The organism is Alsobacter sp. P4_H11, from assembly GCF_056400925.1.
Genome location: NZ_JBFUKI010000002.1, coordinates 471,348 through 495,858 on the forward strand (window position 1 = coordinate 471,348; position 24,511 = coordinate 495,858).

The window sequence follows — 24,511 nt, forward strand, 5'->3', positions numbered from 1 at the left end:
TTGGCGTCGAGAGCGGCGAGCGAATGCTGGTTGTGCCCAACCTCGCGGCTTGGGGAGGCGCCATTGCGCACATTGCGGGCGGCCCGCGGAATGCTACGGTCATGGTTCGCCCCCTCGGAGATCCTCCCATGCGCGTCGTTCTGAAAGCCCTGGCATTTGTCATGGCGCTGTCGGGCATGGTCGCAGCCGCGCACGCGCAGACGCCGGCCAAGAGCTTCAACCGCGAGGACCTGGCGAGCGACGGCGTCCGGCTGGAGGAGCAGCTGCGCAAGGACGCGGGCGCGGCCGCGCAGGGCAAGCAAGCGGATGCCTTGCGCCGCGAGGCGGCCGGGCTGGTCGGGCGCGGCGACGCCCGGCGGGCGCTCGGGCTCAACGGACAGGCGATCGCGATCGACGGCCGCGACCCCGCCAACTGGCTCGCTTTCGCGCGCACCGCCCTGGCGGTCGATCCCAAGGACGCCACGGAGCGCTGGCGGCTCCAGGAGCGCGCGACGCTCGCCGCCTATGCGGCCTACCAGCGTTCGGCCACGCGGGCGGACGAAGCCTCGGCCCTTGCCGTGCTCGGCGAAGCCTTCGCACTGCGCGAGATCTGGCGCCCGGCCCTGGACGCCTATCGGACGAGCCTCCAGCTCGCCGACAATGCGCGGGTGCGGCCGATCTACGAGGATCTGCGCGAGAAGCACGGCTTCCGGGTGCTGGACTACAAGGTGGACAGCGATTCCTCCGCGCCGCGCGTATGCTTCCAGTTCTCGGACCCGCTGGCGCGCGGCAAGGTGGATTTCACGCCCTTCGTGGCCGTTTCGGGCAGCGCCAACGCGGCTGTGACAGCCGAGGACCAGCAGCTCTGCGTCGACGGGCTGAAGCACGGCGAGCGATACGCCTTCGTGCTGCGGCAGGGCCTGCCGTCCAATGTCGGCGAAAACCTGCTCAAGGCCATGGACTACGAGGTCTATGTTCGCGATCGCTCCGCCCAGGTGCGCTTCACGGGCAAGAACTACGTGCTGCCGCGCGTCGGCCAGGAAGGCATCCCGGTCGTCTCGGTGAACACCGCGAAGGTCGAGGTCGCGATCGCGCGGGTCGGGGACCGCAACCTCCTGCCCACCGTGCGATCCGAGGACTTCATGTCCCAGATCGGCGGCTACAAGGCCAGGCAGCTGGCCGAGGAGCAGGGCGTCAAGATCTGGTCGGGAACGCTCGACACGAAGCAGGACCTGAACCGCGACGTCGTCACGGCCTTTCCTGTGATGGAAGCGGTCGGCAAGCTCGAACCCGGCGTCTACATCATGACGGCCCGGCCGGGCGGCGAGCGCTCGGCCTCGGCGTCCGACGATGACGACTACGGCATGCGCGCCACGCAATGGTTCGTGGTGTCCGACCTCGGCCTTACCGCGATGGCGGGCGAGGACGGTGTCCACGTGCTCGTGCGGTCGCTCGCGAGCGCCGAGCCGCTCGCGGGCGTCGAGCTGCGGCTGATCGCGCGCAACAACGAGGTGCTGGCGACCAAGCCGACGGACGCGGCCGGCTATGTGCGGTTCGATCCCGGCCTCGCGCGTGGAACCGGCGGCCTCGCGCCCGGCCTCGTCACGGCCGACCTCAAGGGCGACTACGGCTTCCTGGATCTCGGGCAGGCGGCCTTCGACCTCTCCGACCGCGGCGTGAAGGGCCGCGTCGCCCCCAAGGCGCTCGACGCGCTGCTGTACACGGAGCGTGGCGTCTACCGTTCGGGCGAGACCGTGAACGTCACGGCCCTCCTGCGCGACCTCAAGGGCGTGGCCGTTCCGGGCCTGCCCCTCACCCTCGTGGCCAAGCGGCCGGACGGCGTGGAGTATCGGCGCGCCGTGGTGGAGGACCAGGGCCTCGGCGGCCGGGCCTTCTCGCTGCCCCTACTGCCCGGCGCGGCCCGGGGCGCCTGGCGCGTGCAGGCCTATGCGGACCCGAAGGCCCCGGCGCTGGGCGAGGTCAGCTTCCTGGTCGAGGACTATGTGCCCGAGCGGCTCGAGCTCGACCTGAAGCCGAAGACGCCCAGCCTGCGGGCCGGCGAGCCCGCCCAGATCGACCTTTCGGCCCGATATCTCTATGGCGCGCCCGGCTCCGGGCTCGACGTCGGCGGCGAGTTCGCCATCCAGCCGCTGGAAGGCGCACCTCTGCCGGGTCTCGACGGCTACGTGGTGGGCCTTCAGGACGAGGCGTTTGAGACCGTCACCGGCTCGCTCGAGGAGAGCGCCAGCACGGACGCGCAGGGCCACGCCGCCGTCGTGATGACGCTGCCGGATCCGGCCGCGCCCCGCCCTGTGCAGGCCAGGATCACGCTGCGGGTCGGCGAAACAGGCGGACGCGCGATCGAGCGGTCGGTCACGATCCCGATCCGGCCGAAAGGCCCGGTCGCGGCGGTGAAAAAGCTGTTCGGCGATCTCGCCGAAGGTGCGCCTGCGACCTTCGACGTCGTCTATGCGGGCCCGGACGGCCAGAAGCTGGCGCGCAAGGCCCTGCCGTGGACGCTGCAGAAAGTCGAGCGCCGCTACCAGTGGTTCAACCAGGACGGGCGCTGGACCTTCGAGACCATCAAGTCCGCCCGACGCATCTCGGACGGCGCCATCGACGTGGCGGCCGATGCGCCGGCGCGCCTCTCGATCCCGGTGCAGTGGGGCACCTACCGGCTTGACCTACGGACGGGCGGCGAGGGCGGCGACACCAGCGTGACCTTCACGGTCGGCTGGTCGGGCGACGCAACGGCCGAAACGCCCGACATGCTGGAGGTGTCGCTCGACAAGCCGTCCTACCGGGCCGGCGACACGATGAACCTCAAGCTCGCGCCCCGCTTCGCCGGCAAGGCCACGGTGGCGATCGTGGGCGACACTGTGCACGACCTGCAGGTCGTGGACGTGAAGCCCGGCGAGAACAGCGTCTCCATTCCGGTGAAGGCCGATTGGGGCGCGGGGGCCTATGTGGTGGCGCTGGCGCACCGGCCGCTCGATACGGCAGCCAAGCGGCTGCCCGGGCGGGCGCTCGGCGTCGCGTGGTTCGCGCTCGACAAGGACGCGCGCTCGATCGCCGTCTCGCTCGGCGCGCCCGAGAAGATGCGGCCCCGGCAGGCCATGGAGATCCCGATCCGCCTCGCGGGCCTGCAGGCCGGGGAGGACGCCTTCGTGACGGTCGCGGCCGTGGATGTCGGCATCCTGAACCTGACCCGTTTCGAGGCGCCCAAGCCCTACGATTTCTTCTTCGGCCAGCGCCAGCTCGCGACCGAGATCCGCGACCTCTACGGATTCCTGATCGACGGCATGCAGGGCACGCGCGGCGCCATCCGGTCCGGCGGTGACGCCGCCGCGCTGTCGGGCGACGCCAACCCGCCCGCGCAGGAGCCGGTGTCGCGCTATTCGGGCGTCGTGAAGGTCGGACCGGACGGAACCGCGAAGGTGGCGTTCGAGATCCCGGGCTTCAACGGAACCGTGCGGGTGACCGCCGTGGCGTGGAGCAAGGGCCGCGTCGGCGCGGCCACGCAGGACGTGATCGTGCGCGACCCCGTGGTGGCGACCGGCACCCTGCCGCGCTTCCTGAATCTCGGCGACCAATCCCGCTTCTTCATGCAGATCGACAATGTCGAAGGCCCGGCCGGCGATTATGCGGTGGATCTCGACGTGCGAGGGCCGCTCGTGATCCCGGCGGCTTCGACGCGCTCCACCGTTCGGCTGGAGGCCAACGGCAAGGCCAGCGTCACGATCCCGGTAACGGCCGCGGGCGTCGGCATGACGGGCGTCGACCTGCGGCTGACCGGGCCCGGGGTGGATGCAACGCAAAGCTTCGCGCTGCGCGTGCAGCCGGGCTCCTCGACGGTGTATCGCCGCATGGTGCGTTCGCTGCCGCCCGGATCGAGCATTACGGCGTCGAGCGATCTCGTGGCCGACTTCGTACCCGGCACGGCCTCGGTTTCGATGGCGGTGTCGCCCGCCGGCGCGATCGACGTTCCGGCGCTGCTGCACGCGCTGGACCGCTACCCCTATGGCTGCTCGGAGCAGACCGTGAGCCGCGCCATGCCGCTGCTCTACGTCAACAAGCTGGCCCGCACCGAGGCGCTGGCGCTGGACGACAAGGTCGACGACCGCATCCGCGACGCCATCGACCGCGTGCTGTCGCGCCAGGACTCCAACGGCGCCTTCGGGCTCTGGACCGTCGGCGGCTCCGACGACGCCTGGCTCGACGCTTATGTGACGGACTTCCTCACGCGGGCGCGCGAGCGCGGCTTCGCGGTGCCGCAGCGGGCGCTCGACAGCGCGCTCGACCGCCTGCGCAACACGGTCGCGAACGCCACCGAGGTGCAGGAGGGCAAGGGGCAGGAGCTCGCCTACGCGATCTACGTGCTCGCCCGCAACGGCCGGCCCGTGATGGGCGACCTGCGCTACCTCGCGGACACGAAGCTGAACGCGTTCGGGTCCGCGCTGTCGCGCGCCCAGGTGGCGGCCGCGCTGGCGTTGCTGGGCGATCGCGGGCGGGCGCAGACCGCCTTCGCGTCGGCGCTCGACAAGATCCGCGCGGTGAAGGACGACCGCTTCTCGCGGCCGGATTACGGCTCGCGCTTGCGCGACGGCGCGGGCGTGCTGGCGCTGGCGGCGGAAGCCAACCAGGGGCGGGACCTGCTGCAACGCGCCAGCCTTGTGGTCGAGGAGGCCCGCAACGGCGTGTCCTACACGAGCACGCAGGAGAACGCCTGGATGGTGCTGGCCGCGGAGGGCCTCTCGTCCCAGGCGGAGGCCCTGCGCCTGACCGTGGACGGCGCGCCGCAGGCCGGCGCCCTGTTCCGCAGCTGGAAGGGCGACGCGCTGGAAGGCCGCCCCGTGACGGTGGCGAACGCCGGGCAGGTCGCCTCGCAGGTGGTGCTGACCCTGTCGGGCGTCCCGACCACGCCGGAGCCGGCCGCCAGCCAGGGCTATGCGGTGGAGCGCTCCTACTACAAGCTTGACGGCGCGAAGGTGGAGCCAAACACCATCCGGCAGAACGACCGCCTCGTGGTGGTCCTGAAGGTGACGGAGCCGGAGGCGAAATACGCGCGCCTGCTGCTCGTCGACATGCTGCCCGCCGGGCTCGAGATCGACAATCCCAAGCTGATGGACGCCGACGCCCTGCAGGGCCTCCCTTGGCTCAAGCGCGAGATCGAGCCCGTCGCGGCCGAGTATCGCGACGACCGCTTCGTGGCGGCGCTGGATCGCGAGCCCGGCCAGCCGGCATTCTTCACGCTGGCCTACATGGTGCGGGCGGTCTCGCCCGGTCGCTACGTGCACCCGCCCGCCACCGTGGAGGACATGTACCGCCCCGACCGCTTCGGCCGCACCGCATATGGGTCGGTCGAGGTGACGCCGGCGCGGTGACGACGATGAGTGTCCACCGGCCACATCTTGAACCAGAACGGCGGCTGCGGCCGGAACCCTCTCCCGCGCAGCGGGGGAGGGCAGGGAGGGGGCGGTGGAGCGCCGCTGTCTTGCACATGATTCGGCGCTTAAACGCCCCCTCTGTCGGCTGCCGCCGACATCTCCCCCGCTGCGCGGGAGAGAGTTACAACTCCTGTGGCATGGTCGCGGGCGGGAGGCCGTTGTGAGCGCGCCCGGTTCCGGCGACCAATCTGCCGAAGCGCTCATCCCGATGAAGCGACTGAAGCAGTGTCTTGCCGTAGTCGGCCTGGCGGGTCTGGCGGTCGTCGCCGCCACGAGCGCGGCGCTGTGGTTTTTCACGACCAGTCTCGGCCCGCTCGACCTGTCGCGCGTCGAGGATGGGTCGGTGACGGTGACGGACCGGGACGGCAAGCTGCTGCGGGCGTTCACGACCGCGGATGGGCGCTGGCGGTTGCCGGTGACCACCGCGGAGGTCGACCCACGCTTCACCGCCATGCTGGTCGCCTATGAGGACCGACGCTTCCGCTCGCATCCGGGCGTGGACTGGCGCTCTTTCGTGCGGGCCGGCTGGCAGGCGCTTCGCAACGGGCGCGTGGTGTCGGGCGGATCGACGCTCACCATGCAGGTGGCGCGGTTGCTGGAGCCGCGCGAGGAGCGCACGCTATCGGCGAAGCTGCGGCAGGCCGTGCGGGCCGTGCAGTTGGAGCGGCATTTCAGCAAGGACCAGATCCTCGACCTCTATTTCGCCCTCGCGCCCTATGGCGGCAACATCGAAGGGCTGCGCGCGGCGTCGCTGTCCTATTTCGGCAAGGAGCCCAAGCGCCTGACCACCGCCGAGGCGGCGTTGCTGACCGCCCTGCCGCAGTCGCCCGAAACGCGGCGGCCGGACCGCTACGCCCACGCGGCCCAGACGGCGCGCGACCGTGTGCTTGAACGAGCGGCGCGCTTTGGAGCGCTTGGCCGACCGGAGGCGGCGCTGGCCAGGACCGAGCCCGTCCCGACGGCCCGGCGGACCGTCCCGATGCTGGCCGCCCATGCGGCCGAGGCGGCCATGCGGGCAGAGCCCGGCCGGCGCGTGCATCGGCTCGCCGTCGAGGCGCGGCTGCAGGCGACGCTGGAAAGCCTCGCGCGCGAGCGGGCCGATGCGCTGGGGCCACGGCTCTCCATCGCCATCCTGGCGGTGGACAACGCCACCGGGGCCGTGCGGGCGCATGTGGGGGCGGCGGATTACCTGTCCGTCGCGCGGGCCGGCGCGGTGGACATGGCCCAGGCCGTGCGGTCGCCCGGCTCGGCGCTGAAGCCCTTCATCTACGCGCTGGCTTTCGAAAACGGGCTGGCGCACCCCGAAACCATCCTGGACGACCGGCCGTCCCGCTTCGGGCTCTATGCGCCGGAGAACTTCGACCTTTCGTTCCAGGGCACGGTGACGGCGCGGCGGGCGCTGCAGCTGTCGCTGAACGTGCCGGCCGTGGAACTGCTGGCCGATGTCGGGCCGGCGCGCTTCCTGGCGCGGCTGCGGCAAGCCGGTGCCGACATCGTGGTGCCCAAGGAGGCCGCGCCCGGGCTGGCCGTGGGGCTGGGCGGGCTCGGGATCAGGCTCACCGACCTCGTTCGGCTCTATGCCGGGCTCGCGCGCGGCGGCGAAGCTCCGGCGCTGCAATGGCGCGCGGACGCGCCGCCGACCGGCGAGCCGGGGCGGCGGATCGCCGAGCTGCTGTCCTCCTGGTACGTGTTCGACATCCTGCGCGGGGCGCCGCCGCCCGCCAACTCGCCGGCGGGCCGCATCGCGTTCAAGACGGGCACGTCCTACGGTTATCGCGACGCCTGGGCGGTGGGCTTCGACAAGCGCGTGACGATCGGCGTCTGGGTGGGACGACCGGACGGCGCGGCCGTGCCGGGGCTCGTCGGCCGGCAGGTCGCGGCGCCGATCCTGTTTGACGCCTTCGCGCGGCTTGGCGGCGAGCCGGAGCCCATCGCGGCGCCGCGCGACGCCCTGTTCGCCACGTCGGCGACGCTGCCGCCTCCCCTGCGCCGGTTGCGCCGGGACGCGCCGCGCTCGGTGGCGGCGGCCGCGAACGCGCCGTTGAAGATCGCATTCCCGCCCGACGGCGCTCGGGTGGACCTCGGCCTCTCGGCCGGTCCGACCCCGGATGCGAGCCTGGCCCTGAAGGCGCTGGGCGGCGTGCCGCCGCTCACCTGGATGGTCAACGGCCGCCCGGTAGGCGAGCCCGAAGCGCGGCGGCAGGGCGCGTGGCGCCCCGACGGAGCGGGCTTTGCGCGCGTGAGCGTGATGGACGCCGCGGGCGCGACCGACAGCGTGATGGTGCGGCTGGAATAGCTCAGCCGAGCTTGCGCACCACTTCGGCGGCGATCGCCAGCGAAGCCGTGAGGCCGGGGCTTTCCATTCCGTAGAGGTTGACCAGGCCGGGCACGCCATGGTCGGCCGGCCCGTCGATGCGGAAATCCGGCGCGGGATCATGCGGGCCGGAAATCTTGGGCCGGATGCCCGCGTAGCCGGGCGCGAGCGCATTCTCGGGCAGGCCGGGCCAGTATTTCCGGATGGCGGCGTCGAAGCCTTCGCCGCGCTTCGGATCGACCTCGTAGGCGAGATCGTCGACCCACTCGATGTCGGGGCCGAAACGCGCCTGCCCGCCGAGATCGATGGTGAGGTGGACGCCGAGGCCGTGGGTGTGCGGGGCCGGGTAGATAAGCCGGGTGAAGGGCGCCTTGGCGGTCAGAACGAAATAGTTGCCCTTGCAGTACTGCGTCACCGGCACGGCGGAAGGGTCCAACCCCTCGATGGCGTTGGCGGCCCGGGAGGCGTGCAGGCCGGCGCTGTTGATCAGCAGCGACGTCGTGAGCCGCATCGGCTCGGCGCCGCCGGTCTCCACCACGATTGAATTGCCGGTCGCGTCGGCGCGCAGGAACGGAGTGTGGAATGCGAAACCCGCGCCCGCCTGCTCGGCGTCGCCTTGGAGGGCGAGCATGTAGGCGTGGCTGTCGATGATGCCCGTGGAGGGCGACCATAGCGCCCCGACGGTGTTCAAAGCCGGCTCCATCGCGCGGGCGGCCTCGCCGGAGATCATCTCCAGGTCGTCGCAGCCGTTGTGCAGCCCCTTGAGGCGGATCGCCTCCACGGCCGCGAGCTCGACCTCGTCGGTGGCGACCACCAGCTTGCCGCAGCGCCGGTGGGGGACGTAGTGGCTCTCGCAAAAAGCGTAGAGCAGCTTCCTGCCCTCGACGCAGAGCCGGGCCTTGAGGCTGCCGGCCGGGTAGTAGAGCCCCGCGTGGATCACCTCGCTGTTGCGCGAGGAGGTCTCGGTGCCGATGCCCTCGGCCTGTTCGAGCACGACCACGGAGCGGCCCGACAGAGCGAGCTCCCGGGCGATCGCGAGTCCGACCACGCCGGCCCCGACCACGATAGCGTCGACGTCGCTCATGACAGCTTCTCCGCTCGCCTCATGGCCTCACACCAGCTTGCCGGCGCGCGGATCGCGACGGGCCAGCCGCGCGAGCAGGTACTCGACCTCGGCCTTGCCGGCGGCCGTGATGGCGGAGCCAGGCTTGCGCTGCGCGTCCGACTGGAGAATGCCGCGTCGCTTCAGGATGTATTTGCGGACCGCCAGGCCGATCACGGCCTGCTGCTCGTAGCGAACAAGCGGCAGATGCGCGTCGAACAGGTCGTGCGCGTCGTCGCGCTTGCCCGCGGCCGAGAGGCGCACGACATCGACGAGCATCTCCGGGAAGGCGTAGCCGGTCATCGCGCCGTCGGCGCCGCGCTCCATCTCGAAATCCAGGAACAGCCCGCCATTGCCGGTGAGGATCGAGACATGGCGCAGCGACCCTTCGGCCTCGAAGCGGCGCAGGGTGGAGATCTTCTCCAGCCCCGGCCAGTCCTCGTGCTTCAGCATCACGCAAGACGGGTTGTCGGTGATGATGCGCTGGATCACTTTAGGGGTCATCACGACCGTGAGCGTCAGCGGGTAGTCCTGGATGCAGAACGGGATGTCGGTCCCGATCGCCTCCACGGCCTGCGCGTAGTAGCCGACGATCTGGTCGTCGGTGCGTAAGGCCGGCGGCGGCGCGATCATGACGCCGCCCGCGCCCGCGTCCATGACGGTGCGGGCAAGCGACCGCATGGCCGCAAAGCCCGGGGCCGAGACGCCGACCAGCACGGGCAGGCCCTGCGCACGGCGGATGATGCGGGTCGCGAACTCGACGGCTTCGGCCGGATCCAGCTTCGGGGCTTCGCCCATAATGCCGAGGATCGTGAGGCCGGTGGCCCCGATCTCCCGGTACCAGTCGATCATCCGGTCGGTGGACGCCCAATCGATCTCGCCCGCGTCCGTGAACGGCGTCGGGGCGATGGGGTAGACCCCGCTGGCGTGAATACCGAACATGGCGCTGCTCCCGGCCGCAATTTCTCCCTCTGCGTCTAACGGCGGGAGGGCGGTGGAGCAAGCGCGCCCGGCGCAGGGCCGGGCGTCGATTGTATCAGGGTAAAGAACAATCCTTTCGTGTGGGCTGTCGCGGCCTCAAAGCATGGCGGGGAGGACGCGGTCCGGCGGACGGTGGCCGTCCATGAAGGTCTTGATGTTGACGATGACCTTCTCACCCATGTCGACGCGGCCCTCGATGGTGGCCGACCCCATATGGGGCAGCACCACGACCTTGTGCTGGCGCGCCAGCTTCAGCATGCGGGGCGAAATGGCCGGCTCGTGCTCGAACACGTCGAGGCCGGCGCCGCCGATCTCGCCGGCTTCCAGCATGCGGGTAAGCGCGTTTTCGTCGATGATCTCGCCACGCGCGGTGTTCACCAGGATGGCCTCGCGCTTCATCAGCTTGAGGCGGCGCGCCGACAGGAGGTGATAGGTCGCGGGCGTGTGCGGGCAGTTCACCGACACGACGTCCATGCGGGCCAGCATCTGGTCCAGCGAATCCCAGTAGGTCGCCTCAAGGGCTTCCTCGATGGAGGACGAGACGCGGCGGCGGTTGTGATAGTGCACCTGCAGGCCGAACGCCTTGGCGCGACGCGCCAGCGCCTGGCCGATGCGGCCCATGCCGACGATGCCGAGCCGCTTGCCGGTGATGCGGTGGCCCAGCATCCAGGTCGGCGACCAGCCGTTCCAGCTCTCGTCCGGGATGGTGCGCGCGCCCTCGGCGATGCGGCGCGCTACCGCGAGGATCAGCGCCATGGTCATGTCGGCCGTGTCCTCGGTCAGTACGCCGGGCGTGTTGGTGACCGTGATGCCGCGCGACAGCGCCGACTGCACGTCGATATTGTCGACGCCATTGCCGAAATTCGCGATCAGCCGAAGGTTCTCACCCGCCTGGGCGAGCACGGAGGCATCGATTTTGTCGGTCACGGTGGGCACCAGCACATCGGCGGTGCGCACCGCCTCGGCGAGTTCGCCGGCGCTCATCGGCGCATCCGTGACGTTGAGGCGCGCGTCGAAGAGCTCGCGCATGCGCGTTTCGACCACGTCCGGGAGCTTGCGCGTGACGACGACGAGCGGCTTCTTCTTGGTCATGACCAACGCTATCCCCCACCCGTGGCGGCAACCGCGAGCCGCCGCATTCACCAACCATTAACGACGACCGGGAGACAACCGGAGGTGTCCCTCTGCGCCGTTCAGGCTACCAGCCCTGTCTACCGAGGCGCTTGGGGAAAAACAACGCCCGGCGACCCGGGACTAAAGATTGAGAACCAACGGCTCCGTTGATGCGCATCGATTTTCGCCAGAGCTTCCCTCGCCTGCTGCTCGTTCTCGCGCTTGCGGTCGCGTCATTGACGGTGACCGCCCCGGGCGTTCGGGCGGCTGACGGGACCACGGCCGGAACGGCCTCCGGCTTGCCGGTGCCGCGCTATGTGAGCCTGAAGTCGGATCGCGTGAACCTGCGGGAGGGCCCGTCCAAGGATCATCGCACCACGTGGGTGTTCCAGCGGGCCGGCTTGCCGGTCGAGATCACGGCCGAGGCCGAGACCTGGCGCCGCATCCGCGATTCGGACGGCGCGGAAGGCTGGGTGCTGCACAGCCTGTTGTCCGGACGCCGCACCGCGTTGGTCGCGCCCTGGTGGAAGCAGGGGCCGCTGCCGCTGTTCAACCGTCCCAACCAGAAGGGCGATCTCGTCGCCCAGTTGCAGCCCGGCGTCCTCGCTACGTTGAAGTCCTGCGACGGCCAGTGGTGCCGGGTGATCGGCCAGGGATTCGACGGCTTCATGCCCCAGGACAAGCTCTGGGGCGTTTATCCGAACGAGCGGGTGGAGTGAGTTAGGAACCTGCGGCCGTTCCGACCTGCAAAGCGGCGGAACCGGCCTTGGAGAAGAGGCCGCTTAGCGCGCGGACTTCTTGCGCAGCCGAATTATGACGTCCACGCGAGCGATTTCCATCCCCTCGGGGGCTTCCGGCAGGGACGAGACCTGAACCTGGTCGCCTTCCACGTCGTGCAGGGTGTTCTCGCCCTCGACGTAGAAGTGATGATGGTTGCTCACATTCGTGTCGAAATAAGTCTTGGCGCCCTCGACGGCGACTTCACGCAGCAGGCCGGCTTCGGTGAACTGGTGCAGCGTGTTGTAGATGGTCGCGAGCGAGACCGGCACGCGGGCCTTGGAGGCTTCCTCGAACAGAACCTCGGCGGTGACGTGGCGATCGCCCTTGGCGAACAGCAGCCAGCCGAGGCCGACCCGCTGGCGGGTCGGACGCAACCCGGCCTGGCGCAGCTTGCCGCGAAGATCGTGGAACAGGCAGCCGCTCTGGTTCGGCCACGCGCCGGGATTCGCGGCGGCTGCGGCCGGCGGCGTCATCCGGGGGGCCTGCTGCGCGGACGAGGATGCGCGAAGGCCGATGCGCGTGAGTTCCGTCATAGGGGGAAAGCGGTCCTGCTGTTGCTTTCATTATCATAGGAAGCGCAAGCCCTCGCCGCAACCCGCGCCAACCCCTAGCCTTAAGATCGGTTTGCCGGGAACCTCGGGCGCCTGTTCCGGCTTTCGATGCGAGAGCCGCTGTGATACCAACGCAGCCGCGAACGGGCGAGCCCTCGGGCGTCGCTCCCACTTACCATGACGGGACGGAGCCCTTCGGGGAGATGCAGCAGCGCTCGAGCTACGAATATGAGGACCTTCTCGCCTGCGGACGCGGCGAGATGTTCGGGCCGGGCAACGCCCAGCTCCCCCTCCCGCCGATGCTGATGTTCGACCGCATCTCCGAAGTCAGCGAGACGGGCGGACCGAACGGCAAAGGCATGATCCGGGCCGAGCTTGAGATCCGGCCGGACCTCTGGTTCTTTCCGTGCCACTTCAAGGGCGATCCGGTGATGCCGGGCTGCCTCGGCCTGGACGCCTTGTGGCAGTTGACCGGGTTCTTCCTGGGCTGGCTCGGGGCGGAAGGCCGCGGGCGGGCGCTCGGCGTCGGCGAGGTAAAGTTCGCCGACCAGGTTCTTCCCAGCGTCAAGAAGGTGGTCTACGGCGTGGACCTGAAGCGGGTGTTCCGCTCCAAGTTGGTGCTCGGCGTGGCCGACGGCTGGCTCGAGGCGGACGGTAGGCGCATCTACGACGCCAAGGACCTGCGCGTCGGGTTGTTCAAGGCCGCCGACCCGGTCTGAAACCTGCCGCGTTGTTGACGTTCAAGAGTTTCATCTGTTCTCCGGCCAGCGGGCGTTCGGTCCCTGGTCGCTCATTTGAAAAGGAGCCGACACCATGAAGCGCGTCGTCGTGACCGGCATGGGCATCGTCTCATCCATCGGCAACACCACCCAGGAAGTGCTGGCCTCCCTGCGCGAGGCCAAGTCCGGCGTCGTTCGGGCCGATCGCTACGCCGAGCTCGGATTCCGCTGCCAGGTGCATGGCCAGCCGCAGCTCGACCCGTCGGAGCTCGTGGACCGGCGCGCCATGCGTTTCCACGCCACCGGCACGGCCTGGAACCATGTCGCGATGGATCAGGCGATCCGCGATTCGGGGCTCGAGGAGAGCGACATCTCCAACGAGCGCACCGGCATCATCATGGGGTCGGGCGGCCCTTCGGCCCGCACCATCGTGGAGGCGGCCGACATCGCCCGCGAGAAGGGCCCGAAGCGCATCGGCCCGTTCGCGGTGCCGAAGGCCATGTCGTCCACTGCTTCGGCGACGCTGGCGACCTGGTTCAAGATCAAGGGCGTGAACTATTCGATCTCGTCCGCCTGCGCGACGTCGAACCATTGCATCGGCAACGCCTATGAGATGATCCAGTACGGCAAGCAGGACGTGATATTCGCGGGCGGCTGCGAGGAGCTCGACTGGTCGCTCTCGGTGCTGTTCGACGCCATGGGGGCGATGTCGACCAAGTACAACGACCGCCCGGCCGTGGCCTCGCGCGCCTATGACCGCAGTCGCGACGGCTTCGTGATCGCGGGCGGCGCCGGCGTGCTGGTGCTGGAGGAATACGAGCGCGCCAAGGCGCGCGGCGCCAAGATCTATGGCGAGATCGTCGGCTACGGCGCGACCTCGGACGGCTATGACATGGTGGCCCCGTCCGGCGAGGGCGCGATCCGCTGCATGAAGCAGGCGCTCGTGGGCGTGAAGACCCCGATCGACTACATCAACCCGCACGCGACCTCGACCCCGGTGGGCGACCAGAAGGAGATCGAGGCGATCCGGCAGGTGTTCGGCACGGGCGAGAAGTGCCCGCCGATCTCGGCCACCAAGTCGCTGACCGGCCACTCGCTGGGCGCGACGGGCGTGCAGGAGGCGATCTACTCGCTGCTGATGATGCAGAACGGCTTCATTTGCGAGAGCGCCAACATCGAGGAGCTCGATCCCGAGTTCGCGGACATGAACATCGTCCGCAAGCGGATCGACAACGTGAAGCTCGGCACGGTGCTGTCCAACTCCTTCGGGTTCGGCGGCACCAACGCGACGATCGTGATGAAGCACCCGGACGCCTGACGCGCCCCATCCAGAAAAGGATCACGGCATGTCGTCGTTCATGTCCGGCAAGCGCGGCCTCATCATGGGGGTCGCGAACAACCATTCGATCGCGTGGGGCATCGCCAAGACGCTGGCCGAGCACGGGGCCGAGCTGGCCTTCACGTATCAGGGCGACGCCCTGCGCAAGCGCGTGGAGCCTCTGGCCGCCAGCCTCGGCAGCAAGCTCGTGCTGCCCTGCGACGTCGAGGACGTCGCGACAGTGGACTCCGTGTTCGCGGCCCTGAAGGATGCCTGGGGCAAGATCGACTTCGTCGTCCATGCCATCGGCTTTTCGGACAAGAACGAGCTCAAGGGGCTCTACGCCGACACCACGCGCGAGAACTTCTCGCGCACCATGGTGATTTCGTGCTTCTCGTTCACCGAGGTAGCGAAACGCGCGGCCGCCCTGATGGCGGATGGCGGCTCGATGATCACGCTGACCTATGGCGGGTCGACGCGCGTGATGCCGAACTACAACGTCATGGGCGTCGCCAAGGCGGCGCTGGAGGCGAGCGTGCGCTACCTGGCGGGCGATTTCGGCCCGCAGGGCATCCGGGTGAACGCGCTGTCGCCCGGGCCGGTGCGGACGCTGGCGGGCGCGGGCATCACGGACGCCCGGCTGATGTTCAACTACCAGAAGCGCCACGCGCCGCTGCGCCGGACGGTGTCGATCGACGAGATCGGCGGATCGGCGCTGTACCTCCTGTCGGACCTGTCGAGCGGCGTCACGGGCGAGATTCACTACGTGGATTCGGGCTACAACATAATCTCGATGCCAGCGCCGGACGCGCTGAAGACCGTCGATGCGGCCGAAACGGCCGCCGAGGAGCAGGCGGAAGCCACCGGGCAGGCGGCCGAATAGCGGCCTCCATGCCGCAGGCGCGGCGGAGCCCTGCCCGGCTGGGTATCGCCTTCCCGTCGCAACGCGCTAGACTCCGGTGATCCCGCCTCACCCGAGTTCTCGCACGTCATGAACAAGCCGACGGACCCTTCCGACCTGTCCCTCATGAAATTCGGCATCGGCCAGCCGGTGTCCCGCAACGAGGATCCGATCCTGGTGCGCGGCGAAGGCCGCTACACGGACGACGTGAACGTCGACGGCCAGCTCTATGCGGCATTCGTCCGCAGCCCCTACGCGCATGGCGTGTTGAACGGGGTCGACCTCTCGGCGGCGCTCGAGATGCCCGGCGTGGTGGCGGCCTATACGGGCGCGGACCTGGTGGCGGCCGGTTACGGCACGCTGAAATGCATCATGGTGCAGAAGCAGCGCGACGGCTCCGCGATGGTGACGCCCGACCGGCCCTCGCTCGCGGTGGACAAGGTGCGCTTCGTGGGCGACCCGGTCGCGTTCGTGATCGCCGAGACGGCCGTGCAGGCGCGCGACGCCGCCGAGGCGGTGGCGCTCGACATCGACCCGCTGCCCGCCGTCGCGACCCCCGAAGAGGCCGACAAGCCGGGTGCGCCGACCATTTACGACGAAGCCCCCGGCAATTGCGCGCTGGACTACCATTTCGGCCCCACCGAGCAGGTGGAGGCGGCGTTCGCGTCCGCCGCGCATGTGACGAAGCTGGACATCGCCAACAACCGCATCGTCGTGAACTCGCTGGAGCCGCGCGCGGCGCTGGCTCAGTTCAAGGACGGCCGCTACGTGCTGAACGTGCCGACGCAGGGCGTGTTCGGCTTCCGCAACAATCTGGCGGGCGTGCTGAAGGTCGAGCCCAAGGACGTCCATGTCATCACGGGCCATGTCGGCGGCTCGTTCGGCATGAAGGGCTCGGTGTTCCCCGAATATGTCTCACTCCTCCACGCCGCCAAGACGCTCGGCCGGCCGGTGAAGTGGACGGACGCGCGCTCCGACAGCTTCGTGTCCGACCACCATGGCCGCGACCAGAACGTCCATGCCGAGCTGGCGTTGGACGCGAAGGGCAAGTTCCTGGCCGTGCGCATCAGCGGGCACAGCAACATGGGCGGGTATCTCTCGCCCGTGGCGCCGCTGATGTCGACGCTGAACATCCACAAGAACGGCGTCGGCACATACCTGACGCCGCTGTTCCAGGTGGACACGCGCTGCATGTTCACCAACACGGCGCCGATCGGGGCCTATCGGGGCGCCGGCCGGCCCGAGGGCAACTACTTCATGGAGCGGCTGATCGACCAGGCGGCGCGCGAGATGGGGATCGATCCTGTCAGCCTGCGCAAGCGCAACCAGATCAAGCCGTCGCAGATGCCCTACAAGACGCCGGTCGACACCGTGTACGACTCGGGCGACTTCACGGCCCTTCTGGAGCGCGCCGTCGAGGCGGCGGACTGGAAGGGCTTCGCCCAGCGCAAGCGCGACAGCCGCAAGCGCGGCCTGCTGCGCGGGCGCGGTATCGGCTGCTACCTGGAGGTGACGGCCCCGCCCATGAACGAGATGGGCGGCATCCATTTCGAGGCCGACGGCACGGTCACGATCGTCACCGGCACGCTCGACTACGGCCAGGGCCACTGGACGCCGTTTGCTCAAGTGCTCACCACCAAGCTCGGCGTGCCCTTCGACAAGATCAAGCTTGTGCAGGGCGACAGCGACCGGCTGATCTCGGGCGGCGGAACGGGCGGGTCCAAGTCCATCATGGCGTCTGGCGCGGCCATCGCGGAAGCGTCCGAGAAGGTGATCGAAAAGGGCCGGATCATCGCCTCCCACGCGCTGGAGGCGGGCGTCGAGGACATCGAGTTCGCGAATGGACGCTTCACGATCGCGGGCACCGACCGGGGCATCGGCGTGATGGAGCTCGCCGCCCAGCTGCGCGGCGGCGCGCTGCGGCTGCCGGACGATGCGCCCAAGTCGCTGGACGTCGACCACGTGCACCGGCTTTCGCCGTCAGCCTACCCGAATGGCTGTCACATCGCCGAGGTCGAGATCGACCCGGACACGGGCGTCACCAAGGTGGTGCGCTACGTGATGGTCAACGATTTCGGTACGGTCGTGAACCCGCTGCTGGTGGAAGGCCAGCTGCATGGCGGCGTGATGCAGGGCATCGGCCAGGCCCTGATGGAATTCACCGAATACGACGCCGGCGGGCAGCTCGTGACGGGCTCGTTCATGGACTACGCCATGCCGCGGGCCGACGACATGCCGGCGTTCACGTTCGAGAGCCGGCCCACCGTCGCGACCACGAACCCGCTCGGGGCCAAGGGCTGCGGCGAGGCGGGCTGCGCCGGCGCGCTGCCGTCGGTGATGAACGCCATCAACGACGCGCTCGCGGAGGTCGGCATTCGGCAGATGAACATGCCGGCAACGCCCAAGCGCGTGTGGGAGGCCATCCAGCAGGCCAAGGGCACGGCGGCGGCTTAAGGATTGAACACTATCGCCGTCATCCCCGGCGACCTGCGAAGCAGGTCGGGAAGGGGATCCAGCCGAATGTCCGGCATTGCGCTGGATCCCCTTCCCGGCGCTACGCGCCGCCGGGGATGACGGCGAGAGGACTTCTAACAAAAAAAGGCGGCTTCGAGAGCCGCCTTTTTTGTTCAGCCGATTGGGTCTCTCACAGCCCTTCAAACAGCGCGGTCGAGAGATAGCGCTCGGCGAAGGACGGGATGATGATCACGATGTTCTTGCCCTTGGCCTCAGGCCGGGCCGCGATCTCGAGCGCCGCCGCGACAGCCGCGCCGGACGAGATGCCGACCGGAATGCCCTCGATGCGGGCGAGCAGGCGCGCGGTGTCGAAGGAGGTCTGGTTGCCGACCGTGATCACCTCGTCGATCACGGAGCGATCCAGCACCTGCGGGACGAAGCCGGCGCCGATGCCCTGGATCTTGTGAGGCCCAGGCTGGCCGCCTGACAGCACCGGCGAGTCCTCCGGCTCCACGGCCACCACCTTCAGGGTGGGACGACGCGGCTTCAGCACCTGGCCGACGCCCGTGATGGTGCCGCCCGTGCCGACGCCGGAGACGAAGTAGTCGATTTGCCCGTGCGTGTCGTTCCAGATCTCCTCCGCGGTGGTGCGGCGGTGGATGTCCGGATTGGCCGGGTTGGCGAATTGCTGCGGGATGACGGAGCCGGGCGTCTGGGCCTTGAGCTCCTCGGCGCGCGCGATAGCGCCCTTCATGCCCAGCGGCGCTGGCGTGAGGTCGAGTTGCGCGCCCAGCAGCGCCAGCATCTTGCGGCGCTCGATCGACATCGACTCGGGCATGACGAGGATCAGCTTGTAGCCGCGCGCCGCCGCCGTGAAGGCGAGCGCGATGCCGGTGTTGCCGGAGGTCGGCTCGATCAGGGTCGCGCCGGGCTGGATCGCGCCGGACGCTTCCAGGGCGTCAATCATGTTGACGCCGATGCGGTCCTTCACGCTGGAGATCGGATTGAAGAATTCGAGCTTCGCGAGAAGATTGCCGTGGACGCCCTTCTCTTTCGCCAGGCGGCTCAGGCGGACGATCGGCGTATTGCCGATGGTGTCCGTGATGGAATCGTAGATCCGACCGCGACCCGGCGCCGTGCCGGTTTCAGGGGCAGAGTGCAAAGCGGCGGGATTGGCCATGGTCGTCCTCCGATCGGTCAGTGGAGCCAGTATAGCGCATATTCACGCGAAATGTCGACGTGAACACGAAATCTACATTTTAGATCGTGAAATCAGCCGTGATGGGAATGTCGCGGTAGATGCCGTCCGCCTGGCGGCACAGGTCATCCACCGTGACGCCGTCCAGCTCCCGCAGAAAGGCGTCGCCGGCGCGCTTCACGGTGGGGCCGATCACCTCGTCCACGAGCTTGGATTCGGGGATGGGCGGCATGGAATCCTCTCCCGTGGAGGCCATGGCGGCGCGCACGATGTCGCCGGCCGTGATACGGCGGCGCTCACGGGCGATTTCGTAGCCGCCGCGCGGGCCGCGAACGCCCTTGAGGATCCCGGCGCGCACGAGCGCTTGCAGCATGGTTTCTAGATGCCGGGGCGGCAGGTTGTGACGCTGCGCGAGATGCTTGGCGGCGACAGGAGTCGGCCGGGCGTGGAGCGCGATATCGACCACGGCCGCAATGGCCAGCAGACTGCGCCGTGACAACAGGATCATGCATTCCCCCCGCGCGAGCGGGCGTCACACACCCGTCGACCCAAATCCTCCTGCGCCGCGCTCGGTCTCGGAGAGCGTATCCCGCTCTTCCAGCCGCACGCGCGTGACCGGCGCGACCACGAGCTGGGCGATCCGCATGCCGCGCGTGATCTCGAAGGGAGCCGCGCCGTGGTTGATCAGCACCACGGCGACCTCCCCGCGGTAATCCGCGTCGATCGTGCCGGGCGCATTCAGCACGGTCACGCCGTGCTTCAGCGCCAAGCCCGACCGGGGCCGAACCTGAGCTTCGTAGCTATCTGGCAGGTGGAGCTTCAGCCCGGTTGGTACAAGGGCCCTTTCCCCATTTTGCAACGTGATTTTTTCGTTTTCGCCAATAGCGGCGAGTAAATCCATGCCGGCGCTGTGGATCGTCTCGTAGCGTGGCAACGGGAGGTCGCGCGCGTGCGGCAGGCGGACGACGCCGACGGCGAGGTCCTGCATCGGGGTCAGACCCATTGGGTGTCCTTCAGCTGCTCGGCGATGCGCTCGGCCAGCCGGGTTGCGACCGCATCCTTGCCCATGGTCGGCCAGTTCTCGACGCCGGCCTGCGAGACGATCGAGACGGTGTTGCGGTCGCCGCCCATCACGCCGACGCCCGGCCCCGCATGGCTGACGTCGTTGGCGACGATCCAGTCGCAGCCCTTGCGGGCGAGCTTCGCCTGCGCGTGCTCGATCACCTTCTCGGTTTCGGCCGCGAAGCCGACCACCAGCGTGGGCCGGCCTTCGGTGCGCGTGGCGATCGTCGCGAGGATGTCGGGGTTCTCGACCAGCGAGAAGCTCGGCGCGCCCGAGCCGTCCTTTTTCAGCTTCTCTTCCCCCGGCTGGGCGGCACGCCAATCCGCCACGGCGGCGCAGAACACGGCGGCGTCGACCGGCATGTGGGCTTCAACGGCCGCCAGCATCTCGCGGGCGGTCTCGACATGCACCACCGTGACGCCGACCGGGTCCGGGATGGACACCGGGCCGCTGACCAACGTGACGTCCGCGCCAAGATCGGCGGCCGCGCGCGCGATGGCGTGGCCCTGCTTGCCGGACGACCGGTTGGCGATGAAGCGCACCGGGTCGAGCGGCTCGTGGGTCGGCCCGGAGGTGACGAGGACGCGCTTGCCGGCGAGCGGGCCGCCGCCGGGAGCGCGCAGCAGGAGGGCGGCGGCGTCCGCGATGGCGTCCGGCTGGGCCATGCGGCCATAGCCGAATTCGCCGCAGGCCATTTCGCCCTGGTCGGGACCCACCACGGCGACGCCGTCGGCGCGCAGCATCTCCAAATTACGCTTGGTGGCCGGGTGTTCCCACATGCGGACGTTCATGGCGGGCGCGATCAGCACGCGCTTGTCGGTCGCCAGCAGGGCCGTGGAAGCAAGGTCGCTCGCCAGCCCGTGCGCCATCTTGGCCATGAGGTCGGCGGTGGCCGGCGCCACAACGAGGAGGTCGGCGTCGCGCGACAGCTCGATATGGCCCATCTCGGCTTCGTCGGTGAGCGAGAACAGGTCCGTGTAGACCTTGTCGCCCGACAGGCTGGAGGCCGAGAGCGGGGTGATGAACTCCCCCGCGCTCTTGGTGAGAATGCAGCGCACCGATGCGCCGCGCTTCTTGAAGGCTCGGATCAGCTCCAGCGACCGATAGGCCGCGATGCCGCCGCCGATGATCAGGAGGATGCGTTGGCCGGCGATCGTCATGACGGGCTCCGGGTTCGCGGGCGTTTTACCACGACAGAATGCGCAAGGTCGCGGCGAAGACGCAGATGGCGATGATCCACAGCGCCACCGTGGACCATCGATTGCGCTCCGCCTCGGCGCGGCCGATGCCTTCGAGGCTTTCGGGCGCGAGGCGGAAACCGTTCACGGCCGAGTCCTCGAGGTCGAGCACCAGCCGCTCGGCGCGATTCATCAGCGACGGGATGTTGCCGAAGAGCCTGGCATAATCCATGGCCCCGCGGCCGGCCTCCTCGATGCGGCCGAGCGGCCCGAGATTGCGCTCGATCCACTCGCGCACGACGGGCTCGGCGGTGCGCCACATGTCGAGGCGGGGGTCGAGATTGCGGGCGACGCCCTCCACCACCACCATGGTCTTTTGCAGCATCACGAGTTCGGTGCGGGTCGTCATCTCGAAGATGCCGGTGATCTCGAACAGCAGCGTCAGCAGCTTGGCCATCGAAATCTGGTCGGCCGTGCGGTCGTGGATGGGCTCGCCGATGGCCCGGATGGCCTGGGCGAAGTCATCCACCGAGTGGCGGCCCGGCACGTAGCCGGCCTCGAAATGCACCTCGGCGACCCGCCGGTAGTTGCGGGTGATGAAGCCGAGCAGGATCTCGGCCAGGAAGCGCCGCTCCTTGGGGCCGAGGCGCCCCATGATGCCGAAATCCACGGCGCAAAGCCGGCCCGTCGTGTCGACGAACAGGTTCCCGGGATGCATGTCGGCATGGAAGAAGCCATCCCGCAGGGCATGGCGCAGAAAGGACTGGATCACGCTGCGGCCGAGCGCGACGCGGTCATAGCCCTTCTCGTCGATAGCCGAGAGGGCGTTGAGCGGCAGGCCGTCGATCCACTCCATGGTGAGGATGTCGCGCGAAGTGCGCTCCCAGTCCGGGACCGGGGTGCGGAAATCCGCGTCCTCGCGGGTGTTCTCGGCCATCTCCGAAAGGGCGGCGGCCTCCAGCCGGAGATCCATTTCCATGGCGACGGAGCGCGCCAGCGTGTCGACGATGCCCATCGGCTTCAGTCGGCGGGTTTCCGGAGCCAGGCGCTCCACCGAGCGGGCCAGAAACGCCATGGCGCGCAGGTCGCGCCGGAAACGGGCGCGCACGCCCGGGCGCAGCACCTTCACGGCGACGTCGCGGTCGCCCGTGGCGGTGCGCACGGTGGCGCGATGCACCTGCGCGATGGAGGCTGCTGCCACGGGCTCGCTGAACGCCACGAAGATGCTGTCGAGCGGCGCACCCAGCGAGGCTTCGATCATCGACACCGCCTCGGCGCGGCCGAACGGGGCCATGCGGTCCTGCAGGGCTTCCAGATCGCGCGCCACGCGCACGCCGACGACGTCCGGCCGGGTGGCGAGGAACTGGCCGAACTTGACGTAGGACGGCCCGATGCGGGTGAGCGCGGCGGCGAGGCGCTGGGCTCCGTCGCCGGCGCCGCGGCGCTCCAGGAGGCGCACGGCCCACAAAGCGGGCTTCGCGCCCGCCGGCAGCTCGTTGGGATCGATGAGGCCGAACGCGCCTTCGCGCGCCAGCACGAAGCCGACGCGCGCAAGGCGCAGCAGATGGACGATGGAGGTCAGCACGCCGGGCTCACAGCTTCCAGGCGGAGTGGAGCCGCACGATGCCGCCGCTCATCGGCCTGTCGGTGACCCGTCCGAACCCCGCCTCGCGGATCATGGCCGAGAACACGGCCGGGCGCGGGAACTTGCGAATGGATTCCACGAGGTAGCGGTAGGGCTCGCCGTCGCCGGTCACGACCTTTCCGAGCGCCGGCACGGCCGTGAACGAATAGGCGTCGTAGATCCGGTCCAGCACGGGCACGTCGACATGGGAGAATTCGAGGCACAGGAAACGGCCGCCGCGCTTCAGCACGCGATAGGCCTCCGCCAGCGCGAGGTCGATGCGCGGCACGTTGCGGATGCCGAACGCGATCGTGTAGGCGTCGAAGCTCTTGTCCGGGTAGGGCAGGCTCTCGGCGTTGCCTTCCACGAAGTCGATGCGGCCCTCGAGCCGCGCCGGCGCTCGCTCGCGGCCCACCGCCAGCATGTCGGCGTTGATGTCCACCACGGTGACGTGCGCCTGCGGGCCGGCGGCGTCCAGCACGCGGAACGCGACGTCGCCGGTGCCGCCCGCCACGTCGAGATGGCGGTAGGGCTTCAACTGCGGCGGCCGCAGGGTGGAGACCAGCGCCTCTTTCCAGGCGCGGTGCAGGCCGGCCGACATCAGGTCGTTCATCAGGTCGTAGCGGTTGGCGACCTTGTGGAACACCTCGTCGACCATCGACTGTTTCTGCCCGAGCGGCACCGTCGTGTAGCCGAAATGCGTTTCGGCCGCCGCGTCGTCGCCCTGGGTCCTGCCCGCTTGCATGATCACGTCCCTGTTTGCGGCGCGGACCATAGCGCGCGGGCGCGCGGGGCGCTATGTGGCTTGCTCACACGTGCGCAGGTGGAAATGCCGGAGCTCCCCGAAGTCGAAACCGTCCGCCGCGGGCTCGAACCCGCCATGGTGGGAGCCAGGATCGTGAGCGTGGACCAGCGCCGGGCGGACCTGCGCTTCCCGTTTCCCGAGCGCTTCGCCGAGCGCCTCGCGGGCCGCACCATCGAGGCGCTCGGGCGGCGGGCGAAGTACCTTCTGGCAGACCTCGACAATGGCGAAGTGCTGGTCATGCATCTGGGCATGAGCGGCCGCTTCACGGTGGCGACGCCGGGCGGGGACGTGGCCCAATTGGGCGAGTTCCACCACGAAGCCGGCGGGCTGCTGCCGCACGACCATGTGGTGTTCCGGCTCTCCAACGGCGCCACCGTCACTTATAATGACGCGCGGCGGTTCGGCTTCATGACCATCGCCGAGCGGGCGACGCTGGCCGAGCACCCGCTGTTTCGGCAGATGGGCATCGAGCCGCTCGGCAACGCGCTGAACGGGGCGTCGCTGGCGACCCTGTTCGCCCGCAAGAGCGCGCCCCTGAAGGCCGCGCTTCTGGACCAGCGGCTCGTGGCCGGGCTCGGCAACATCTATGTGTGCGAGGCGCTGCACCGGGCGCGCCTGTCGCCGCGCCGGGCGGCCGGAACCATCGCCCGGCAGGACGGCGGCCCGACAGCCAAGGCGGAGCGGCTGTCCGTGACGATCCGCGAAACCCTCGAGGAGGCCGTGGCGGCGGGCGGCTCGTCCTTGCGCGACTACGCGCAGACGGATGGGTCGCTCGGCTATTTCCAGCATCGCTTCAGGGTCTATGACCGCGAGGGCGAGCCCTGCCCCACGCCGGGCTGCCGGGGCGTTGTGCAGCGGATCGTGCAGTCGGGCCGCTCGACGTTTTTCTGCGCGACGTGCCAGCGCTGAGCCGGTGCGGCGGCGCGCAGGCGGCCTTGCGCGGCTGTGTGTTGCGGCGGACGCTGCGCCGCGATAGCGCTTGAA

18 protein-coding genes are annotated in these 24,511 nt (G+C 69.3%); 8 read left to right on the forward strand and 10 right to left on the reverse strand.

All coding sequences use genetic code 11. From position 1 onward, the window contains the following. Positions 1–161 precede the first annotated feature (161 nt). Positions 162–5,363 carry an alpha-2-macroglobulin family protein gene (locus AC1DSZ_RS05555; protein WP_476837424.1) on the forward strand — a complete coding sequence of 1,734 codons (5,202 nt, stop codon included), beginning with the start codon at positions 162–164 and terminating at the stop codon, positions 5,361–5,363. A 271-nt stretch (positions 5,364–5,634) separates the two neighbouring features. Then, on the forward strand, positions 5,635–7,722 hold the full coding sequence (gene pbpC, locus AC1DSZ_RS05560; RefSeq protein ID WP_476837425.1) for a penicillin-binding protein 1C: 2,088 nt from the start codon (positions 5,635–5,637) through the stop codon (positions 7,720–7,722). A 1-nt stretch (position 7,723) separates the two neighbouring features. On the opposite strand, the gene AC1DSZ_RS05565 is transcribed toward pbpC, so the two are convergent. The 3 genes from AC1DSZ_RS05565 to AC1DSZ_RS05575 all read right to left on the reverse strand — a co-directional run bounded on the left by AC1DSZ_RS05565 (position 7,724) and on the right by AC1DSZ_RS05575 (position 10,915). Continuing rightward, positions 7,724–8,824, reverse strand: coding sequence for an NAD(P)/FAD-dependent oxidoreductase (locus AC1DSZ_RS05565; protein WP_476837378.1), 1,101 nt, complete (start codon positions 8,822–8,824; stop codon positions 7,724–7,726). Positions 8,825–8,851: 27 nt separating this feature from the next. Then, positions 8,852–9,784, reverse strand: coding sequence for a dihydrodipicolinate synthase family protein (locus tag AC1DSZ_RS05570; RefSeq protein ID WP_476837379.1), 933 nt, complete (start codon positions 9,782–9,784; stop codon positions 8,852–8,854). 135 nt (positions 9,785–9,919) lie between these two features. Beyond that, positions 9,920–10,915, reverse strand: a complete 996-nt coding sequence (locus tag AC1DSZ_RS05575) for a 2-hydroxyacid dehydrogenase (RefSeq protein WP_476837380.1) — start codon at positions 10,913–10,915, stop codon at positions 9,920–9,922. Positions 10,916–11,106: 191 nt separating this feature from the next. On the opposite strand from AC1DSZ_RS05575, the gene AC1DSZ_RS05580 reads away from it, so the two are divergent. Further along, a complete protein-coding gene (locus tag AC1DSZ_RS05580) occupies positions 11,107–11,655 on the forward strand; it encodes an SH3 domain-containing protein (protein WP_476837381.1) in 549 nt (182 codons plus the stop codon). Positions 11,656–11,718: 63 nt separating this feature from the next. Here the strand turns inward: AC1DSZ_RS05580 and irrA are convergent, their stop codons facing one another. Beyond that, positions 11,719–12,189: an iron response transcriptional regulator IrrA gene (irrA, locus tag AC1DSZ_RS05585; protein ID WP_476837426.1), complete on the reverse strand. Its 471-nt coding sequence runs from the start codon at positions 12,187–12,189 to the stop codon at positions 11,719–11,721. Between the two features lie 281 nt (positions 12,190–12,470). Here irrA and fabA point away from each other — a divergent pair, with 281 nt between their 5' ends. The 4 genes from fabA to AC1DSZ_RS05605 all read left to right on the forward strand — a co-directional run bounded on the left by fabA (position 12,471) and on the right by AC1DSZ_RS05605 (position 17,659). After that, a complete protein-coding gene (gene fabA / locus AC1DSZ_RS05590; RefSeq protein WP_188515754.1) occupies positions 12,471–12,986 on the forward strand; it encodes a 3-hydroxyacyl-[acyl-carrier-protein] dehydratase FabA in 516 nt (171 codons plus the stop codon). A gap of 94 nt (positions 12,987–13,080) precedes the next feature. After that, on the forward strand, positions 13,081–14,304 hold the full coding sequence (gene fabB / locus AC1DSZ_RS05595; protein ID WP_476837382.1) for a beta-ketoacyl-ACP synthase I: 1,224 nt from the start codon (positions 13,081–13,083) through the stop codon (positions 14,302–14,304). A 28-nt stretch (positions 14,305–14,332) separates the two neighbouring features. Then, positions 14,333–15,187, forward strand: a complete 855-nt coding sequence (fabI, locus tag AC1DSZ_RS05600) for an enoyl-ACP reductase FabI (RefSeq protein WP_476837383.1) — start codon at positions 14,333–14,335, stop codon at positions 15,185–15,187. Between the two features lie 108 nt (positions 15,188–15,295). Further along, positions 15,296–17,659: a xanthine dehydrogenase family protein molybdopterin-binding subunit gene (locus AC1DSZ_RS05605; protein ID WP_476837384.1), complete on the forward strand. Its 2,364-nt coding sequence runs from the start codon at positions 15,296–15,298 to the stop codon at positions 17,657–17,659. 190 nt (positions 17,660–17,849) lie between these two features. Here AC1DSZ_RS05605 and cysK read toward each other — a convergent pair whose 3' ends face one another. The 6 genes from cysK to ubiE form a co-directional block, all read right to left on the reverse strand. Beyond that, positions 17,850–18,839, reverse strand: coding sequence for a cysteine synthase A (cysK, locus tag AC1DSZ_RS05610; protein ID WP_188515750.1), 990 nt, complete (start codon positions 18,837–18,839; stop codon positions 17,850–17,852). A 79-nt stretch (positions 18,840–18,918) separates the two neighbouring features. Beyond that, entirely contained in the window at positions 18,919–19,365 is a 447-nt protein-coding gene (locus tag AC1DSZ_RS05615; protein WP_476837385.1) for an RrF2 family transcriptional regulator, read from the reverse strand. A gap of 24 nt (positions 19,366–19,389) precedes the next feature. Next, complete coding sequence (gene dut / locus AC1DSZ_RS05620; RefSeq protein WP_476837386.1) at positions 19,390–19,860, reverse strand: dUTP diphosphatase; 471 nt, start codon at positions 19,858–19,860, stop codon at positions 19,390–19,392. After that, a complete protein-coding gene (coaBC, locus tag AC1DSZ_RS05625) occupies positions 19,851–21,080 on the reverse strand; it encodes a bifunctional phosphopantothenoylcysteine decarboxylase/phosphopantothenate--cysteine ligase CoaBC (protein ID WP_476837387.1) in 1,230 nt (409 codons plus the stop codon). The genes dut and coaBC overlap by 10 nt, the downstream gene beginning before the upstream one ends. 25 nt (positions 21,081–21,105) lie before the next feature. After that, entirely contained in the window at positions 21,106–22,683 is a 1,578-nt protein-coding gene (gene ubiB, locus AC1DSZ_RS05630; RefSeq protein ID WP_476837388.1) for a 2-polyprenylphenol 6-hydroxylase, read from the reverse strand. 7 nt (positions 22,684–22,690) lie between these two features. Continuing rightward, positions 22,691–23,467: a bifunctional demethylmenaquinone methyltransferase/2-methoxy-6-polyprenyl-1,4-benzoquinol methylase UbiE gene (gene ubiE / locus AC1DSZ_RS05635; RefSeq protein WP_476837389.1), complete on the reverse strand. Its 777-nt coding sequence runs from the start codon at positions 23,465–23,467 to the stop codon at positions 22,691–22,693. A gap of 84 nt (positions 23,468–23,551) precedes the next feature. Here ubiE and mutM point away from each other — a divergent pair, with 84 nt between their 5' ends. Then, complete coding sequence (gene mutM / locus AC1DSZ_RS05640) at positions 23,552–24,436, forward strand: bifunctional DNA-formamidopyrimidine glycosylase/DNA-(apurinic or apyrimidinic site) lyase (RefSeq protein WP_476837390.1); 885 nt, start codon at positions 23,552–23,554, stop codon at positions 24,434–24,436. The last annotated feature ends 75 nt before the right edge of the window (positions 24,437–24,511 follow it).

Excerpts from the sequence above, each read along its gene's own strand:
- AC1DSZ_RS05555 (WP_476837424.1), top strand. The coding sequence starts at position 162 with ATGGCGCTGTCGGGCATGGTCGCAGCCGCGCACGCGCAGACGCCGGCC.
- pbpC (WP_476837425.1), top strand. The coding sequence starts at position 5,635 with ATGAAGCGACTGAAGCAGTGTCTTGCCGTAGTCGGCCTGGCGGGTCTG.
- AC1DSZ_RS05565 (WP_476837378.1), bottom strand. The coding sequence starts at position 8,824 with ATGAGCGACGTCGACGCTATCGTGGTCGGGGCCGGCGTGGTCGGACTC.
- AC1DSZ_RS05570 (WP_476837379.1), bottom strand. The coding sequence starts at position 9,784 with ATGTTCGGTATTCACGCCAGCGGGGTCTACCCCATCGCCCCGACGCCG.
- AC1DSZ_RS05575 (WP_476837380.1), bottom strand. The coding sequence starts at position 10,915 with ATGACCAAGAAGAAGCCGCTCGTCGTCGTCACGCGCAAGCTCCCGGAC.
- AC1DSZ_RS05580 (WP_476837381.1), top strand. The coding sequence starts at position 11,107 with ATGCGCATCGATTTTCGCCAGAGCTTCCCTCGCCTGCTGCTCGTTCTC.
- irrA (WP_476837426.1), bottom strand. The coding sequence starts at position 12,189 with ATGACGCCGCCGGCCGCAGCCGCCGCGAATCCCGGCGCGTGGCCGAAC.
- fabA (WP_188515754.1), top strand. The coding sequence starts at position 12,471 with ATGCAGCAGCGCTCGAGCTACGAATATGAGGACCTTCTCGCCTGCGGA.
- fabB (WP_476837382.1), top strand. The coding sequence starts at position 13,081 with ATGAAGCGCGTCGTCGTGACCGGCATGGGCATCGTCTCATCCATCGGC.
- fabI (WP_476837383.1), top strand. The coding sequence starts at position 14,333 with ATGTCGTCGTTCATGTCCGGCAAGCGCGGCCTCATCATGGGGGTCGCG.
- AC1DSZ_RS05605 (WP_476837384.1), top strand. The coding sequence starts at position 15,296 with ATGAACAAGCCGACGGACCCTTCCGACCTGTCCCTCATGAAATTCGGC.
- cysK (WP_188515750.1), bottom strand. The coding sequence starts at position 18,839 with ATGGCCAATCCCGCCGCTTTGCACTCTGCCCCTGAAACCGGCACGGCG.
- AC1DSZ_RS05615 (WP_476837385.1), bottom strand. The coding sequence starts at position 19,365 with ATGATCCTGTTGTCACGGCGCAGTCTGCTGGCCATTGCGGCCGTGGTC.
- dut (WP_476837386.1), bottom strand. The coding sequence starts at position 19,860 with ATGGGTCTGACCCCGATGCAGGACCTCGCCGTCGGCGTCGTCCGCCTG.
- coaBC (WP_476837387.1), bottom strand. The coding sequence starts at position 21,080 with ATGACGATCGCCGGCCAACGCATCCTCCTGATCATCGGCGGCGGCATC.
- ubiE (WP_476837389.1), bottom strand. The coding sequence starts at position 23,467 with ATGCAAGCGGGCAGGACCCAGGGCGACGACGCGGCGGCCGAAACGCAT.
- mutM (WP_476837390.1), top strand. The coding sequence starts at position 23,552 with ATGCCGGAGCTCCCCGAAGTCGAAACCGTCCGCCGCGGGCTCGAACCC.